Raw genomic sequence first — 17,966 nt, 5'->3', positions numbered from 1 at the left:
TACCATTTATAGGTTTAGGCCATGTAAATGAAGATTTTAGTTTTTAGCGCAGGTCCGGAGCATAAAAAAAGCCTATCAAAATGAAAGGCTTCTATTTTCAAAACAAGATATTTTGATAATTATTCAACCGGCTGATGGTATTCAGGGCTGTTTTTGAAATGCTCAAGGCAGCCATCGGCATTTACAGCCAATCCGCTTATCTCAGTTTTAGGGGATGCTTTTTTCTTTTTAGGGCCGGTAATTGAAACAATAATAACTGCTATTAAAGCGGTAACTTTAAGTATAATATAAAATGCTGCCATGGCTTTTTAACTTAATCATAAAAACCGGCAATAAACTAAACCTATGCCAAAAGCTAATAAAGCCGTCAAAATACGCACACTGCACCAAAGCGGCCACAAGCAGCCATCGCCCTCCTATCATTTTGGGATATATAAATTATCAAAATGATAAAGTATTGAAAGCAGGCCGATGTTATTAAAGAGTTGTGTAAATTAAATGACTGATCGATCAAAAACTTTACAATCCTCACTCAAGAGCGCGCCCCGGGGCATGAGCGGTAGCAGGGGTGTGTTTCTGCTGTAGATTTATCAAAGCAGAAACACACCTCTCTCCCCTCTCAGGCGGGGAATCTCCCATTTCCTCACACTTTAATCCTTTAAGTTAACGGCCAGCGGGGGGGTTAACAGGGTTAACAGAAATCGTAAAAACCTAACACATATAATTGATAATCAATAAATTAAACAACAGGCAGGGTTACCTCCCACAGCAGTCTCCCGGCGAGAACGTTTACTTTAAGTTCGCCCCAATCAAAACCAACTTAAAATCAATAAGTTACTATAAAATATAGCAGCCCTACTCCCACTTTTTGATCCCCAGCTTTTGCATTTTTGAATGCAGGGTTGATGGCGGCAAACCTAATTTAGATGCGGCCCCGTCCTTGCCGCTTATTTTACCATTGCACCGTTTCAAAACCTCCAAAATATGGTCGCGGGCGTGTTCATCAATGGTTTTCAATCTGTCGGTTGCTATATCGGCAAAGGCAGGGCTTTCCTTTTTTCCCTGCAGCTTGGGCAGGTAAGCATCTTTTATTACCGGGCCATCCGTTAACAGGATACTGCGTTCAATAAAATGTTCCAGCTCGCGCACGTTGCCCGGCCAGTGGTATTCAAGCAGTTGGGCCATTACGTTTGCTGAGATCCCCGTTACCGCTTTACCGATCTTTTGCGCGTATCGTGCCAGGAAATGATTAGCCAATACCGGAATATCATCTTTACGTTCCCTTAAAGGTGGAATGATGATTGGGAACACAAACAGCCTGTAATATAAGTCGAGCCTGAAGCGGCCTTCTTCAACTTCTTTTTCAAGGTTGCGGTTAGTAGCCGCAACTATGCGTACGTTGATCTTCACCGGGCCCCTGCCGCCAATGCGTTCAATTTCCTGCTCCTGTAATACGCGTAACAGCTTCACCTGTAGCTCGGCCGGCATTTCGCCTATCTCATCCAGGAAAATAGTACCGCCATCGGCCAGTTCAAATTTGCCCGTACGTTTTTCCACAGCCCCGGTGAAAGCACCTTTTTCGTGCCCGAACAATTCGGACTCAATCAGGGTAGCCGGCATGGAGGCACAGTTTACCACTACCAAAGGCTTGTTTTTACGGGGCGACAGATAGTGGATACTCTTGGCTATCTGCTCCTTACCGGTACCGCTTTCGCCTAAAACCAATACCGATGTATCAAGCGGAGCCACTATACCAATGTGATCAAGTACGGTGAGCATCTGATGGCTTTTACCGATAATATCTTTAAAGCCTGCTGCTTTGTTTTTCTCACTCAATTGATTTTGGCCTGATTTATCAATTCTGGGTGGTGACGGCTCAGGCGCATCAAATGGGATGATCGCCTCCACCGTGGTCAGTAATAATCTGTGCAGCCGATCTAACAAGATCAAATGATCATTGGTATAACAATCGGTTTTGCGGCTGTAAAACGAAAAATGAATAACATCCCCACCAGACGAAAGCAAAGGCAATCCTAAAAACGATTGCATATTAAAAACCTGGGCTATAAGCTTTTTAACGGGAAACTGCGGCCAAATCTTAACAAAATTGCCGGCATTATAAAAATCAGCCTTGGTTATCCGCGGACTGTCATCCTGCATCCGGTTAAGCTGTTTTTTATTTGTTTTTGTGATGTTTACCAATTCATCCGGGCCTATTACCTGGTATTCATCAAATCCGGTACGCAAAAATGAAATGGCGTTGTCAGGAAAACCCGCACCATTTTTCATGGTAACAGTTAAATAATCAAACGGTACATGCGGCTGGATACTCATTGCTATTTTCAACAACTTTTGTTTCCAGTTTATCGGTTCGGCAACAATATTTTTAAATACTTGTTCCAGGGCCTGCTCCTGGCGCAATTTGGATTCAATACTGTTTTGATGGCGATAAAATGCCACGTCAAGGGTTATCAGTAGTTCTTTTTCGCGGAATGGCTTTACCAAAAAACCATAGGGTTGCGTAGCCTTTGCCCGTTCCAGGATACTTTCCTGAAAATTAGCCGACAGGTATACAAATGCTATATTTTTTGAAGTGAGCACTTTGGCAAGGTCAATACCATTCAGGCTGCCCTTTAAAAATATATCAAGCAATACCATTTCCGGTTTTTGCTCGCCAATGATCTCCAACGCTTCGGGTACAGAATCGGCAATGCCGCAAACTTTATAACCGGCACGGGTTAATATTAATTTCAGATCATACGCCACCAGCGACTCATCCTCAACTATTAATATCTTTTTGTTCATATTTTAATTAGCTGCAAAAGTTTTTCGTTCAATATTATTTAACATCTTCTCGGCCCTGAATTCCACGGTGATTATAGCGCCGCCGTAATTTTCTATTTTAAAATAACCACCCAGTTGTTTACTTAATGCTTTCATCATTTCCATCCCTAATGAGCTTGCTTTTTGGATGTCAAAATTAACAGGCAAGCCTATTCCATTATCGGCTATGGTGAGTATAATAGTCTCCTCGGCCAGTTGTAAGGCTACTTTAATTTCGCCCCGCTGCGCAGGAAAGGCATATTTTATGGCGTTTGTAATGGCCTCGTTTAGTATAAGCCCTACGGGTACGGCCTGGGCAACATCAAGCTTAACGGGCTTTATCATTTGCTCAAAACGAATTCCCCTATCGCCGGGATCATAACAATCGGCCAGATAATTGATCAGCTCATTAATATAAACCGACATATCGATATAAGCCACATCCGAATTACTGTACAGCTTTTGATGAATAAGCGCTATGGCCTGTACCCGGTTTTGACTTTCCCGGATTGCGGCAAGTGCCGCGTTGTTCTTCAAAAATGCCGATTGCGTATTAAGCAGGCTCATTACAATTTGCAGGTTGTTTTTTACCCGGTGATGCACTTCCTTTAACAGCCAGTCCTTTTCATCTAACAGACCATCCTTTTCGTTAAGCAGGATTTGTAACGATAGGTTCTGATTGTTAATTTCCGTTTGTTTTAACTGTAATTGCTGGTTGCTCCTTTGCTTGTGCCGGTAGCCATTAAATGCCAAACCTGCTATAATGATGAGCATGGCCACACCGCCAAAAGTAATGTTACGCTGCATGTTTACCTTTTGCAGTTCGGCTTTTTGATTCTTGCTCTGTTCCTGTAAAAACCTTATCGACTGCTTGTTTTCATTAGTCTTATATCTGATATCAAGCTCCTCTATCTGCTTATTTTTAATGGCATTAAACAACGAGTCATCAAGGCGTTTATGGATCTCGAAATGTTTTATAGCAGCTACATAGTTGCCGGATGCCGAATCAATCCGGAACTGCATGCCATGTATCTTGGTGAGTGTGATAGGCCTTATGGTATTTGATGGCAGCGATAAGATCTGTTTTGTATAAATGCCCGCCTTTTTATATTGTTGAATAAGCAGGTAAAAGCCGGCCATGGTTTCGTTGTAATGCACAAAATCTGTAACCATTTGCTCGTTGGTGGTATAAAAGTCTTTACTAAAGTTAGTAACCTTATAAACATCCATCATTTTCAGATAGTATCGCTCAGCTTCCGGGTAATCTTTCAGTGCAACGTAGATATTGCCAAATGCCTCATACATATCAACCTTTTGCGCCAGGATCTTTGGTGGTACATCTTTTACCGCCTGTTTCAAGTATGCCAGTGCTTCTTTAGGCCTTTTAGCTGTTATGAAATCATAAATAATGAGGCTCAGGTACCCATAAAAATCTTCGTATTGTTTTCTATGCTTTAGTATCTCTGCCGATTTAAGAATATAGATGAGGCTTTGGTCATATTTATTCAGATCGGCGTATACCAATGCAAGTTTGGCGTAATAAAAATCGGCCAAAGCCGTATCAGCCGTGGCGTTCATGCTTTTTATTACCTCATGGCGATATAAAAGCTCGTTATGCAGATCAACCTTTTGTTTGCTTATCTCGGCAAGGGAATGATAGGTATAATGAAGTTGTTTATAACCTATTGCTTTGTATTGGGCCAGCACCTGGCGCAGTTCGGTTTCGGCCAGATCAAGTTTCTTTTGGCTAAGATGGATGTCGGCTATGTTCTTGTTCATATCAGCCTCATCCAGTTTATGGCCCGTTTGCTGAAATAAGGCCCGGGCCTGCTCATAACTATTTATTTTATCAGGAATGGCAACTGTATTGTCTATAGATATATTATCGCCTAAGCGGGCCAGGGTTTTACCTTCCTGGTACTGATCACCTGTTTTATGGTAATAACCAACCACTTCCATAAAAACAGCTTTACCCTGCTTCAGGTTGTCCTGCTTTAGATACGCCGTCCCTTTAAGCATCATAGCTTCGTTAAGCCACTTTGCCGAATGGATGGCAACACTCATTTGTATGGCTTTATTGAAAGCGGTGATGCCGCTATCCAGCACCTCTTTGTGGTCGCCTTGCTTGTTGAGATAATAGCTGCCTAATTGTATTTGCAGCTTAATAGTATTGGTGTCGACTTTGTTTTTTTGGTTATCGAGGTTGAGTTTGATGGTAGCAATGTCCATCTTTTTTTGCCCGGAAACGCTTGGGGCAAAAATTAAAGCAATAAAACATGTCGCTATATATTTAAACATACACTTAGTATTTTATTGCCCCAGAGATAATTACCGACAAAACCATAACGAAATCATCTCCTGTGAAAGTCACGGAATAGTGATAGGCGATGATTTGCTAAATTTATTCAATTTTATGCAAACGGCATCAATAAGCAGAAAGCTAAATTTTCTTTATTGCTGAGATAATCAGGATCCGGACCGGCATAAAAATCCCGAAGCCTGCTCAACCAGCCAATGTACAGATCATGGATTCGATTGTACAGATTATAGATAGCAGAGAAATTTCGGATTTATATCCCGGAAGTTCCTACCAAACCCGGTTCTCTTTAGTATACTCTCTTTCAATACCTTCCAATATTAGTTCAGAGGTTATGCGGTTTTCCTTGCGGGCCAGCATTTGCAGGCAGGCAAATTGTACTACATTCAAGATCCCGGAACCACTGAGCTCATATTTACGCGAGATCTGCTCAAGGTTAATGTGCCCGTTGAGGTTGGCTTTAGGCGGAAATGATTTTTGCCAGATAGTATAGCGTTCATCGGCATTGGGCAGCGGGAAGTTTATAACCGACTGAAACCGGCGCATAAAGGCCTCATCAATGTTATTTTTAAAATTAGTTGCCAGTATTACCAGGCCATTATGCTGCTCCACACGCTGCAGCAGGTACGATGCTTCCTGGTTGGCATATTTATCGTGTGCATCTTTAACGTTAGTCCGTTTGCCAAAAAGCGCATCGGCTTCGTCAAAAAACAGGATCCAGTTTTTATTATCGGCCTTTTCAAATAGCTTGGAGAGATTCTTTTCTGTTTCGCCTATAAACTTGGATACGATCATTGACAGATCGATCCTGAAAACCGGCTTACCCGTGTACTTACCAAGCAGAGATGCGGTAAGTGTTTTTCCCGTTCCCGGCGGGCCGTGAAATAATGCCCGATAGCCTGGTTTCAGTTTCCGTTCCATGCCCCAGTCGGTCATTAATACCTGCTGGTAGTTCACCCAGTTTTCCAGCTCCGCAATTTGCCTGCGGGTGGTATCATTGAGTACAAGGTCATCCCAGTTATAGGTAGTTTCCAGGTATTGTGCCGGAAAGTTCATACTTAGTTTGGGAATAGATTCGGTGCCGCTGATCAAAAGTTCAACATATTCGGGCTGTAACAATAATCTGCCGGATAAAGCAGGCTCACCTTCGGGCACATCCTCCAGGTATAAAATGTGCTGCTTCGCCAAATTACTATGATGATGAAAAAGATCAGCTATCTCCAGCCGCTTTTCCAGGTCATCGCCTGCCAAAACAAAAACCGCTGTTTGACCGGTTGGCAAAAAGCTGCGTCCGTTACGGCTCCTAACTCCACCAATCTGCTGAAAATCACCCGATTCACGCATGTAAGGCTGAATAATTTCATCAAAAAACTCAACCTGTAAATGAGGTACCAGGGCCATCATTAGTATAATAACCTCATTGCTGTTCAAGCCATGATCATCAATTAATTTTTCGAGCACACTACCATTTCGCTCTAACTGGGGCAGCAGCGGAGGCAAATAAGTTGCGTCGTTACCAAATACAGTTTGCAACCTGGCTTCAACACAACCGGCTGTATACTGCATCAGCGCTTTTAATTGCTTAATATTAGTATCCATTTTATTTACGCGGACCGTTTTGCTGTACAACATGGGTTAACTCGTGCGCCAGCAGGTTCATACCTGCCGTGCTTTCGGGGTCAAACTTGGCTGCGTTAAAATAAATATCGTTACCATGCGTAAACGCCTGCGCTTTTGAAAGGTTGCAAAGCTCAACAGCCTGCTGCCCGGTGTGGATTTTCACCTGTTCAAAATTGGCGTTCATCTGATGCTCCAATTGCGTACGTACTTTGGCAGGTAAGGGACTGCCTCCACCTTTACTTTCGTTCAGCAACCTGTCGAACTTTGCTTCCGGGGGTTCGGGCCTGCCTTCGGTTTTTTCTACACCGCCGCCTTTTTCTTCCTTTTTTTGTGCAGCAGCCTTATCGTCTTTTTCTTCGCCTTTTTCTTTTTTCTGAGGCTTGCCTTCGTCCTTTTTATCTTCTTCGCCTTTTTTTTGCGGCTCCTTGTCTTTTTTGTCTTCTTCCTTCTTTTGCGGTTCTTTGTCCTTTTTCTCTTCCTCTTTTTTCTGAACCCCTTCTTTATCCTTTTTATCTTCTTCTTTCTTTTGGGGCTCTTTATCTTTTTTATCCTCCTCTTTCTTCTGAGTTGGTTTCTCTTCTTCTTTCTTTTCGTCTTTTTTCTGCGGCTTGCCTTCCTCCTTCTCGTCCTTTTGTTCTTTTTTCTGAGTCGATTTCGCATCCTTTTCCTCATCCGCCCCCTTTTTTTGAACGCTCATTTGCCCCATTCGCTGCGATGAATTAGCAGTTGCCTGCTGTGCCATAGTCACCTTATGTGCTACCGCATCGGCCTCCTGTTCAAGGGCACTGTCCTGGTTGCCGTCAATCTTCCTCGCCTGGAAAAAGGCATCACTATCCTGCTTGCTTTTTTCGCGGCTGCCATTAAAAAACGGTTTCTCGGCTTTATCCGCCTGTTTCTGACTAAGCGGCTGGCGTGTATTTTGGATGTATTTCATAGGAGGTTTAGTTTAAATTGTTTAACAGATCCAATTGCTTTTTGGCATGAGCGCCCCATTCGCCGGGTTCATGCAGCAGGTCTTCAAAAATCATCTTTGCCTTATCTCTCTGATTTAAATTAGCTAACGCTATGCCCAGGTATAGTTTTCCTTTTTTGTTTTCGGGATGTTGTTCAAGCAATAGTTCCAGGTGTGCAAACGCGGCGTCAAAACGGTTAAGCCCAAGGCAAAGCACTCCTGTATTTAGCCTTATCTCCTCGTTTTCAGGGTCATATTCCAGGATCCGCTCGTATTCTGCCGCCCCTTCATTTAACTGACCGCTTTGCAAATAAGCAACGGCCAGGTGGTTACGTACCGCAATATCGCCAGGAAACAGCATCAAATACCTGATCAGGTACCCTGTAGCCGACGCATAGTTTTTTATCATTAATTGGGACAGACCCGCAGTTTGCAATGCCCTGCTGTTTTGCGGGTTCTCTGATAAAACATAGTCGGCCATTTCAAAAGCTTCATCATACCTGCCGGTTGAAAGATAGACCTGCGCCAGTCCCATCAATAAATTTAAACTTGTGGGGTTAAGTTCCACCGCTTTAAGCCAGCATGTTTCAGCGCTTTCCATATCTGCCGATAACATATACAGTTTTGCCAAGCCTTCCCAGGCTTCAAACTGATCGGCCTTAAGCGTAATGGTTTGCCTGAAAGCGTTTAGAGCCTTATCATACTGACCCAGCAAAACTTCGGTATTAGCCAAATTAAGCCATGCCGAAGCATTTTGGCTGTCAATTTCTAAAGCACGTTCAAACAGCAGCTTCGCTTCGGCAAATTTATTTTGCTGGTAAAACAACATTCCCCGGTTATTGAGCAGGGTAACATTGGGCTCATTTAAATCGGCAGCTTTGGCATAATACGCCTCGGCAGCTTCAAAATTGCCGTTAAGCTGCTGTATAGCACCAAGGTTTATCAGTTCGGTTAGTTGGCTTCGGTTGCTCATAACATTTCTTCTTTTACTTTATCTGCTATACCACCTGCTATATCAGAAATGCTGATTTCAGGATAGGTAACTTTAATATCATCGGTTTTCACATCAAACGGTTCGCCATCCTTATAATGGATTGGCAGCGAAACTTTAACCTGCAGATCAGGGCCATAACTAAATGACGCCAGGTTTTTAGTCCACTCTTTTGAAATATCTGTAACCAAAAGATCAAGTTCGGCTTTAATGAATGCATTTACATCAAATGTAAACTTAGGGTGTACCTCTATCTCGCCTAAAGCGTTAAACTCAAACCCGGTTGTGGGCGACCAGGCCAGGTCGGCAGCCGCGCTCGCCTCACCCTCCAACCCTAATCCGCCAACTATTTGGATGCCGCCGGTAACGCTGGCAGGCCCGATACTCAGACCAATACCTAATGCGGCTTTTAATTTTAAACCGGCATGCGCCGGGATCACAAATTTTGCCCCGCCGCTAATGCGTGTATTTTCCGGGTGTGAGGGGTTAAATTCTATCTGTCCAAAAACGTCTTTGAGTTGGCCGGGGCCTACAGCTGCATCAAAATCAAGGCCGCCATCAATAGTGGCCACAATACCGATACTCTTAGGCCCAAGCGGGATGGCGAATATGGGAATCTGGATGGTTGGTACTTTGAACAGCTCTTTATTGATGCTCTTTTTAGGGAACACATCAACAGCCGAAGGAAGATCCAAACGGCCAACAACTTCAATTTCGCCGGCTGGGGTTACCCTCACACTTGCTGATGCCTGCAGCCAATCGGTAACTTTAAGCGTTAACTTACCCGATCCATAGGCGGTAAACTTATCTCCTGCCGGGCCCGATGGTGTACCATCAGCGGCAATAGCTCGATTGGTTGCGCCAACAGTGACTTCGCCTGATACCCGGTCAGCAACGTAAGATGCCTTGCCTTCAATGGTCAGCGCGCCATCGTCATAAGAGATTGACAGCTCGGTATTGATCTTCGGTATTTTAGGTATCGCCTTACCATTGGCTTTTACATGGTAAATTTCATCCGGCCCCCGGGTAACTTCAACATTCCCGCTGCCGCTTTGGATGCCCGGCATATTTTCGTCAAGAACGAAGCTGCCGCCGATAATCAATGTTTCGTTTCCATAAGTAACGTGGATCTCGGCGCTTTTTACGCCTTTGATATCAGGCTCGACTGTTCCGGAAGCATTAAATATGTTGTTGGCATAATTTATATTGATATGCGCCGATTTAAGACCTTTTATTTTACCGGCAGGAATGCCAATATCTCCCGAAGCGCTAAATTCTCCATTACGATAGGAGGCTTTTATTTGTGCCGGATTAAAGGTTTTTGAATCAAAATCAAAAGCCCCCTCAAGCGCAAACTCTCCCGACGTGTTGGCCATAGCGCCAACTTTACCTTTACCCAGTTTCTTTATTTCAAAATTAGCTTCTCCCTTTATGCCGATTCCTGAGGTAGCTGCGTATACTTCAAGCGAAGTATTGGTGATTTTAAAAGGCGGTGGTACCTTGATCTCTCCCGAATTAAATACCTTACTTATTTTGATACCATCTTCATTAAAAATAATGTCGATAGCGGAACCTCCGATAATCGGAACATCGGTATTGATCTTGCCGAATCCTATCAAACCAGACTCACCGATATCTAACTCCGTTATTGTTATGGGGCTTAATCCCTTTGCCTTTAGCCCTGCACTTAAAGCCTGTTTTACAGCTACACCACTTAACCTACCGCCGTATATACCGGGCACCGGTTCAATTGGTTGTGTTGTGGATATCCCCGCCACAAACGCGTTATCCATGAATACTTCAATAGTAGCAGATCCTTTTGAACCCGCACTGAGTATCGTGGTGTTGTCTTTATCTTCATAAGAAATCTTTCTTATTTTCAGATTAGCACCGTTTCGCTTTATATGCCCTACCTGAACATTAACATCTTTCTCGGTTGTTTTACCCGCTTCCGGGGCCCATTTAATATTTTGTGTTGCTCCATATCTTTCGCTCGTGATCAGGGAAAGATTAGTGCTATCTATAAGTTTTGCTCTCGCTTTATCTGTATCTGAGAGAAATACCAATTTTTTAAGATGGTCGCCAGCCTCAATTTCACTTAACTCCCAGGCCTCTTTACCGCCGCTAATAGGCAAGCTCCCGTCAAGCGTTCCGGCAGTAATGGTATATTTACTCATTACCTCGGCTGCACCCGGCTTGGTTTGTCCGTTGGGCATGGTGGTAATGGCATTCAATGCTGCTTCAACTTTTGAGGTGATCTCTGTATTGATATTTGAACCAGACGACCTGTTTGCTGCGGCCTCAAGCATCCAAAGATTGGAGATGCCATCTTTTCCACCTAATTGTAACTCAACTTTGTGATCAACATCATAGCCATTATTTATTTCATGACCTTTATCGTTCCAAAACGGGCGTGCAAAAGTAGTCTTGAGCTGGGTAATGGAGCCGGTAAAAAGGTGCTTCAGGTTAGTAAGTTTTTTTTCCGACTCAAGCGTCATGAAAAAATTGGAGGCGTTAGCCTCTTTGGGGATCTCGGCCGTTTTTTTATTATTGAAAACGGTATCAAAACCAGCTCCTTTGGTTGCAGCGTCGTTCCAATCGGCAAGGTGTTTGCCCGACCTCTCAGTTTTTTTGAAAGAATAATTAGTTGTTGAGCCAGGCATAAGGCCAAGTTTTAAGCCTGGTATGTTTATTTTAGGTATAAAAAGCGATTCCTTTGATGCTGTTGTATCAATCGGATTTTCGGCGGTAGCAACCTGACCTGCATTACCCGATACATCGCCCTTAGTTGGTTTACGTTGTATTTTCTTTTTTAATCCACTCCCCTGTTGTACCGTATGCGTCACCTCATGCGCTAACAAGTGCTGCCCCGATTTACTTTGCGGGTCATATTTACCCGCCCCGAAATAAATATCATTGCCGTGGGTAAACGCCTGCGCCTGTAAATCGTTACTTAATCCGGCGGCTTCACTGTTGTTATGGATGCGTACCCCACTCAAATCCCTGCCCATTGCTCCTTCCATTTCCTCGCGGGTATTGGCAGGCAATGGTTCGCCGCCGCCTTTGCTGCCTTCGATCTTTTGTTGCGTTTGTGGAGATACATCCGGAGCGGCCGACTGGCTGCTGCGTTTTAATGTATTCCCCTCGTTGGGATCGCCATCACTTTCAAAAATGGGGCGGCGCTGTAATTCTTTATCGGCTCCGTTCTGCTCTTTTTCCTGTTTATCTTCCTTCTTATCTTCTTTCTTTTGCACAGCGGGGGTAGCTGCATTAGCAGGACCCGTGGTAGTAGTAGAACCAGTTGCAGCGTTGGCTACGGTTTTAGGCTGATTAATATGCTGAACAACTTTATCAGCCACCTGGTCGGCCTGCCGTTCAAAATGATCGCCAGGTTCATTCACCGTCATTTTACGCTGAACCTTATTCCCTTCAAAAAAGGGCGCTTCCTGCGCCTGTTCAACATCATGAGCGGCAGAGAAAAAAGGATCTTTCCCTGCCCCCTGCTTGTTTGCGGGCTGGTTTTGTTTGGTGTTTGCAGGTGCTGCCTTTTGCGGTGTCTTCATTGCCATTCCACGTAAAAAGGTTCATTCATCCAGGGCAGTTTAACTACGCCAATGCCCCATGGCAGTGATGAAAGCAGGATATCCAGGTCCATCCGCTCTACAATAAGGCGGGCAGGCTGTTCTGCTTCAATTAGTTTCCCGTTGCGAATTAAGAATGCTTCGCGCAAGCCGCCGGGCGATGTATTTTTTAATGCTTTCCAGTATTTTATCACGGTTCGGAGCATATTGTCGCCTTCATCAAGCATACGCTGTGGTATTTCAACTTCACGTTCTAAGGGCTCGTCAAGTGGCCACCGGCATAAAAACTTTTCAAAATAAAGGTCATATTCAAAGGCATTCACATTACCGGTACCTAAATAGTGCAGCAGGTGAACGGCCAGTTGCCTTGCGGGCAGATCAACAAAATCGTTATCCTGCAGCAAACCAAAATCTTTAAAGAAATACTCCAAAAACGGGTGCAGGATCACCAAACCGGCCTGGGCTACATAAGTTCCGGCAATTTCTTCTTCTTTTTTCAAGCTTGTTTCCGGAGTGTTATCGGGTGTGATTATGGGCTTATTACTTTGCAGCAGCGATTTATTTTCTGTTGATTGGATAACTGTTTCGGCTATTTGAATGAGGCTCATCGCAGAAATTGAAACAGAAGCTTTTAACTCTCCGGTTATTAAAGCGGTTAGCTTTTTCAGGATTGCACTATCACCAGCAAATTCACTATGGCCTGTCCGCAGGCAAATCATCAGCAAGAGCTTTTCAATGATCTGCTGCCCGGAGTCGCTATTAAATTCCGCTGGTAAAACCTCTATAATGTTAGCGTGTATGTTTGTTGCTGATTCACCAGTTATCAAACGCCTGATTTCTTCAACAACAGCGTCGACCTTTTTTTGAAATCCATAAGTCTCGGCCTGAAGTAAAACCATTGCCAGCTTTTTAATAAAAGCCATACCAAACTGGCTGAATAACCTGGCTGCCGCAAGAGGTGAGCTCTTAAAAAGATTGATAAGTTTTGATTGATAAACGTTATCATTGATCAACTGCCCCGATAATTTATTTAACCAAACATCTTCCTGCTGTAGCCACTCTGTTGCAGCAACAGCATACCATGGAAGCTTGCCCGTGTTAAGGAAATAAACAAATACATTAAAAGCCTGCTGTTCATCGGTAAGTAGTGAATAATCAATGACATTATCCGGCTCATCTCCGTCGGGCAGCAAACCGGAGTTTAAAGCTGGCTCAAGCGCCTTCGATAACCTAAATTGCAGTTGCTCAAAAACATCTTCCATTTTACCCGAACCCAGATCAATATCAATCTTATCTATCAAAACATGACCAGGCAGATCCATATCATCCAGCAATTGCTCCAGTTTTTTGAGCAGCACCTGTTCAAAGTACCGCACGGCCTCGTCCTGCACCTTTTGGGCAGTGCTTCGGTGTGATACTTCAATATCAAGTATCAGCTTATGGATGATATGTGTGCTACCTGCCATAGCTCAACATTATTTAACAGTGCCCGGATCTGTAGTACCCGGATCTTTTTTGATAATCTTCGGAGCTATTTTTGGTGTCACAGGAGTTACAGCCGGATCTGCCGGCGGTGTAGCCGCCGGTGTTACAGTTGTACTCGTTTTAATCACAGATGGTTCTGCTTTTGGTGTTACAGTTGGTGTTGGCGTTACCGATGGTGTTACCGCAGGTGTATCCTTAACTGTAATCACCGGCGGTACAGTAGTACCCGTTGGCGGTGTAGTAATCACAGGCGGAACCTTAGTAACTACCGGTGTAGTGGTTTCCGGCGGCAAGTGGGTAAGTACCGGAGTGGTGGTTATAGGAGGCAAAGCAACAGGCGGCGTAGGCGTAAACACGGCACGACACTTCTCAAACTTACCATTCACTGCTGTAAGTGTAATAACTGTATTACGGCCACGCGGAAACTGGCGCATATCAAACACTTTTACTGTGTTTACCTCATTACTGGTAGTTCCATCGTCAAATGTCCATGTAAACTTAAAGCTGCCCGGATTAGGTGTTTTATTTGTTAAAGTAACAGTGGCAGCACCTTTTTCATTATCCATAGTTACCTTATAGTCAAACGAGGCCTGCGGATGCTCATGGATCATGAGCGTACAAGCAGGAACCGGCTTGCCGTTCACCATAAAGTCGTTGATGCTGACATCATAAGGACCTTTCGATGGATCAACAACCCACTGGCTCCCCAATAATTTAACTGCATCTCCCGCTATTTTTGAGGTGATAATCCCTGTTGCGGGTTGTACGGCAGTGAAGTTTATATTACCCTCATCCGAACAAACTTCGCTGGCAGCTAACTGCAGGTCTACAGGTTCCTCAGGAATCTCTACTGTAATAGTAACCTGCTCAGAATCGGTACAATCATGGTTATTGGCAGATAAGATGAAGGTTAGTTTACCATCAGGGAATTTGGCACGAAGATCAGCATATTGGAAGGTAATGTTATCATCCGGTGTGGTAAGGTTAGCATGTACCTGTCCGTCGGGCATAGTCCAGGTGTAAGCAAATGTATCGCCCGTTGCCTGATTGGTTGTAGCCGTTAGCTGAATAAATACGGCAAACTGGGTTGTATCACTTATGCTGGCTGCAGGTTTAACAGACGGATGTTTGAATACGGTAATGGTGCAATCGGTTGGCTGATCATTTACCGTAAATTTAATCTGCTGGCCAAATGTACCGTCTTTAACTTTAGTAGTATCAAAATAGGTTATTGCGTCTTTAGTTACAACTGTAGTTTCAAAACCAGCCGAGGCTTTGATAACCCCATCAGCCGGGCTAACTTTAAACTGCAGCAACCCTTCGTCAGAACATGCTACGGCTTTAGGTAAACTAAGCCCTACCTGTGGCTTAGGCATGATAAATGCTACCGGCGGACAATCAGAATAGCACATATACGGCAGGCAGAAATCGGCAAATACTATATCGGCAGGCACATCGGGGTTTGCAGCTACAGCTCTTGATTTTCCCAGTTCGAGCGCTAAGGCCTGAGTTTTCTTGATGATCTCGGCCTCATTTGTCGGGGTATACTTACGTTTCGACCGGCTTTCATAATATTTTACAGCATCGGCAATGTCATCATACTTGGTGTTTTTGGCAATATAAGCCATCGCGTCGCTATCACTTGCAAAACCTTTTACAAACTGCTGTTCGCTTTCAAGCGCCTTTAACCTGTCTTCGAGCGGAGATTTGCCTGAAGCGCTGGTTGGACTGGGTGCAGCTACCGCAGTAGCATAAACCATTACAAAAGTACCACCGGCCGGCACACCTGCCAGGTGTTCTAACCCGGTATGATTGGCGGCATAGGCCGAAAAGGTAAGCTGTTGCAGCAGCTTGGTTTTGCGGTCCTGTATTTCCTTTAATATTACGGCAAGCGCCTGGCCCGCACAGCAATTTTCAGATAAGCGCCATAATTGTAATTCATAGTCATCTTCGTACCCTTTGCGTACATAGTCGCTTTTAGCAAAAATCTGGCGGCTTTTTTGAGCAGCCAACTTTACTTCGTTGCAAAGTTCATCCAGGCGGGCTGTAAAATTATCAATGGTGTCTTCGTCAATATCAACCAGCCTGTCGGGCAGCCACTGGCTTATGTTACGGGTGCCGGCTATCATGCGCACAGGGATATCAACTGCAATGGCTTGCTCATATGAGCCTGTTGCCGAGGTATCCACAGTTTTGCCTGCGGCATCTGCATAGTCAGAAATACTGATGGCCCCGCCCTGCCTGCGGATCTGATCTACATAATAACCTATACTGCCTTGTGCTATATTGATATTATTGTCAACCGCGTCGATACCGCCATCCATCACATATCTATCGGTGCTTTTATTGATCGCAAATCCGCTGCTTATTTGTTCGCGGGCAGTTGCCTGCACCTCGCCGGTATCCGCTGTTTTGGCAGCAGCCATTCGCATTTTAGGTGTGGCTGCTTCTTCCTCATTGGCCAATTCCAGTTTCTGCTGGGCCGCCTGATACCGGATCTCATTCGCCACCGAATAACCTGTTTTGGTATTAAAGCTTGAAAAAAACTTGCTTACATCACCATAAAGGCAATTCTGCTCTGCCTGGAAAGCTTTTAATGTAGCCTCCAGATCATTAAACTGGCAGGCATAATCATCGATATCAATATCACTAAGGCTTACATCCCCCAAACGGATGGCAACCACATCAAATGGCAGGTTACTGTCTTGCCTGATCTTATCAACCGCCGCAATAGCCTCGGTATATTTCTTGCCGATATGCCCTTCAATCCTGAAAAAATTATTGGAGTCGATTGAATAGGCGAGCGGATTTACCACCATATCATTTGCGGGCGAATAAGCTCCGGCATTATAACCAAGGATCAATTTATCTGTGCCCTGCAGCCACCGGTTATAACTCCACTTTTGAGCCAGGTCGACCGGTTTGCCGTAATAAAAAGGGATAGCCCTTGCCTCTAAAGGTTTACTGTTATCTGTAGATGGTGTTATTTTCACCACCGGGCTCGGAGGCAGCGTAAACCCGCTGCTCATAACGTTCAGCCTGTCGAGCAGGTTAATGGCAATGTTCAGCTTATCTTTATTGGCGCTGATAGCCGGCGAGGCATAAAATTTATGGCGATATGGCGTTGGCTTGGCCGTAGGCGTAACATTTAAAGCACCCAGCATAATATGTTTGGGGAAAGCATAAATATTGGGGCAACACTGGTAAATGATATCCGAAAGTATAGCCCTCAATTCATTATACCCGGTTAACAGATCTTTGTAAAAATCATACAGATATTGCGCCTGCATTGGGGCTGTAGCTTTACTCAGCGTTGTATTGATATTGGCAACGATACTGGTAATAGGATAAACAGATTGCGGATCGAGCGCAAATTTGAATGTATTGTAGAGCGTTTGAACAGCACTTGATAAACCACCGGCGCCATCATTTGCAATTTTTGAAAAGGCAGCGGTAAGCGCTGATGATGAAGCGGTTGTTTGCGTGTTAAAAAACACGCGTTTTGCAGCTAATACAGGAGCATCAAAATAGGCATTATAAGCGTTGAAATACTTTTTGTAAATATCATCATAAATAACCTCCGAACCGGTTTGCTCAATTATCTGGTTCATATCAGCCTGGGCAATAAGCAACACTTTGGGTTTGGCTACCTGCTTACGACCCTGGTTATCACAATCAATAGCGGTACAGGCATCGGGATCCTTAGAGTAATATTCCAGGTAAAGCAGGCCGTACATTTCGGTAAGTTCCTTACCGGCCTTTGATTTAAAATTGGTGAGGGCAAAACTATCAACCGGGAAAGCGCCCTTATCATCGGGTGTTACCAGCTCCCATAAAGCCATTTGCGCGGCATCGGTGCCCATGGGATAAAACGGCGGATATTTAATCAGCGAATTATCATAGGCCCTGAAGTTTTTATAGGTTGTTTCGGGCATGTAAAGCAAATCGCCATCGGTAGTTACGCCGCAGCCCTTGCCTATGGTTATGCCGTTGGCATCGCCTTTGAAACTTAAGCCGCATACCAGGCCAACACCAATTAAACAGGTACGGGTAAGGCGCTGCTGATCTTCAAAAAACTCTACAATATCATTCAGCTGTTTGGCTGTCAGCACCTGGCTGTCAACAAAGGAGTTATACTCTAAAGTTATATCGGTGAGCTTTATGTTGGTTACTGGTGGCATGGCTTTTTCATTTAGG

General features: G+C 44.3%; 9 protein-coding genes. All 9 read right to left on the bottom strand.

All coding sequences use genetic code 11. The annotated features are described in order from the left end of the window. Positions 1-119: 119 nt before the first annotated feature. The 9 genes from IEX80_RS13605 to IEX80_RS13565 all read right to left on the bottom strand — a co-directional run bounded on the left by IEX80_RS13605 (position 120) and on the right by IEX80_RS13565 (position 17,950). Complete coding sequence (locus tag IEX80_RS13605; protein ID WP_090524214.1) at positions 120-302, bottom strand: hypothetical protein; 183 nt, start codon at positions 300-302, stop codon at positions 120-122. 553 nt (positions 303-855) lie between these two features. Continuing rightward, positions 856-2,805: a sigma 54-interacting transcriptional regulator gene (locus tag IEX80_RS13600; protein ID WP_188833200.1), complete on the bottom strand. Its 1,950-nt coding sequence runs from the start codon at positions 2,803-2,805 to the stop codon at positions 856-858. A 3-nt stretch (positions 2,806-2,808) separates the two neighbouring features. After that, the gene (locus IEX80_RS13595; protein WP_188833199.1) at positions 2,809-5,121 is read right to left on the bottom strand and encodes a tetratricopeptide repeat-containing sensor histidine kinase; all 2,313 of its coding nucleotides are present in this window, start codon (positions 5,119-5,121) and stop codon (positions 2,809-2,811) included. 289 nt (positions 5,122-5,410) lie between these two features. Then, positions 5,411-6,739 (bottom strand): ATP-binding protein, encoded by a 1,329-nt coding sequence (locus IEX80_RS13590; protein WP_188833198.1) that lies wholly within the window; start codon positions 6,737-6,739, stop codon positions 5,411-5,413. A 1-nt stretch (position 6,740) separates the two neighbouring features. Further along, entirely contained in the window at positions 6,741-7,694 is a 954-nt protein-coding gene (locus tag IEX80_RS13585) for an eCIS core domain-containing protein (RefSeq protein ID WP_188833197.1), read from the bottom strand. A gap of 7 nt (positions 7,695-7,701) precedes the next feature. Next, positions 7,702-8,685 carry a tetratricopeptide repeat protein gene (locus tag IEX80_RS13580; protein WP_188833196.1) on the bottom strand — a complete coding sequence of 328 codons (984 nt, stop codon included), beginning with the start codon at positions 8,683-8,685 and terminating at the stop codon, positions 7,702-7,704. After that, positions 8,682-12,266 (bottom strand): eCIS core domain-containing protein, encoded by a 3,585-nt coding sequence (locus IEX80_RS13575; protein ID WP_188833195.1) that lies wholly within the window; start codon positions 12,264-12,266, stop codon positions 8,682-8,684. Before IEX80_RS13575 ends, IEX80_RS13580 begins: the two co-directional genes overlap by 4 nt. Then, positions 12,263-13,750, bottom strand: a complete 1,488-nt coding sequence (locus IEX80_RS13570; protein WP_188833194.1) for a contractile injection system tape measure protein — start codon at positions 13,748-13,750, stop codon at positions 12,263-12,265. Before IEX80_RS13570 ends, IEX80_RS13575 begins: the two co-directional genes overlap by 4 nt. 9 nt (positions 13,751-13,759) lie before the next feature. Next, the gene (locus IEX80_RS13565; RefSeq protein WP_188833193.1) at positions 13,760-17,950 is read right to left on the bottom strand and encodes a hypothetical protein; all 4,191 of its coding nucleotides are present in this window, start codon (positions 17,948-17,950) and stop codon (positions 13,760-13,762) included. Between the last annotated feature and the right edge of the window lie 16 nt (positions 17,951-17,966).

The sequence above is a fragment of the Mucilaginibacter rubeus genome, from assembly GCF_014643835.1.
In the GTDB taxonomy this organism is placed as follows: Bacteria; Bacteroidota; Bacteroidia; order Sphingobacteriales; family Sphingobacteriaceae; genus Mucilaginibacter; species Mucilaginibacter rubeus.
This window is presented reverse-complemented; position numbering and strand designations above follow the sequence as displayed.

Bases quoted from the DNA above. Each gene is read 5' to 3' on its own strand.
- IEX80_RS13565 (WP_188833193.1), bottom strand. From the start codon at position 17,950: ATGCCACCAGTAACCAACATAAAGCTCACCGATATAACTTTAGAGTAT.
- IEX80_RS13585 (WP_188833197.1), bottom strand. From the start codon at position 7,694: ATGAAATACATCCAAAATACACGCCAGCCGCTTAGTCAGAAACAGGCG.
- IEX80_RS13595 (WP_188833199.1), bottom strand. From the start codon at position 5,121: ATGTTTAAATATATAGCGACATGTTTTATTGCTTTAATTTTTGCCCCA.
- IEX80_RS13600 (WP_188833200.1), bottom strand. From the start codon at position 2,805: ATGAACAAAAAGATATTAATAGTTGAGGATGAGTCGCTGGTGGCGTAT.
- IEX80_RS13575 (WP_188833195.1), bottom strand. From the start codon at position 12,266: ATGAAGACACCGCAAAAGGCAGCACCTGCAAACACCAAACAAAACCAG.
- IEX80_RS13580 (WP_188833196.1), bottom strand. From the start codon at position 8,685: ATGAGCAACCGAAGCCAACTAACCGAACTGATAAACCTTGGTGCTATA.
- IEX80_RS13570 (WP_188833194.1), bottom strand. From the start codon at position 13,750: ATGGCAGGTAGCACACATATCATCCATAAGCTGATACTTGATATTGAA.
- IEX80_RS13605 (WP_090524214.1), bottom strand. From the start codon at position 302: ATGGCAGCATTTTATATTATACTTAAAGTTACCGCTTTAATAGCAGTT.
- IEX80_RS13590 (WP_188833198.1), bottom strand. From the start codon at position 6,739: ATGGATACTAATATTAAGCAATTAAAAGCGCTGATGCAGTATACAGCC.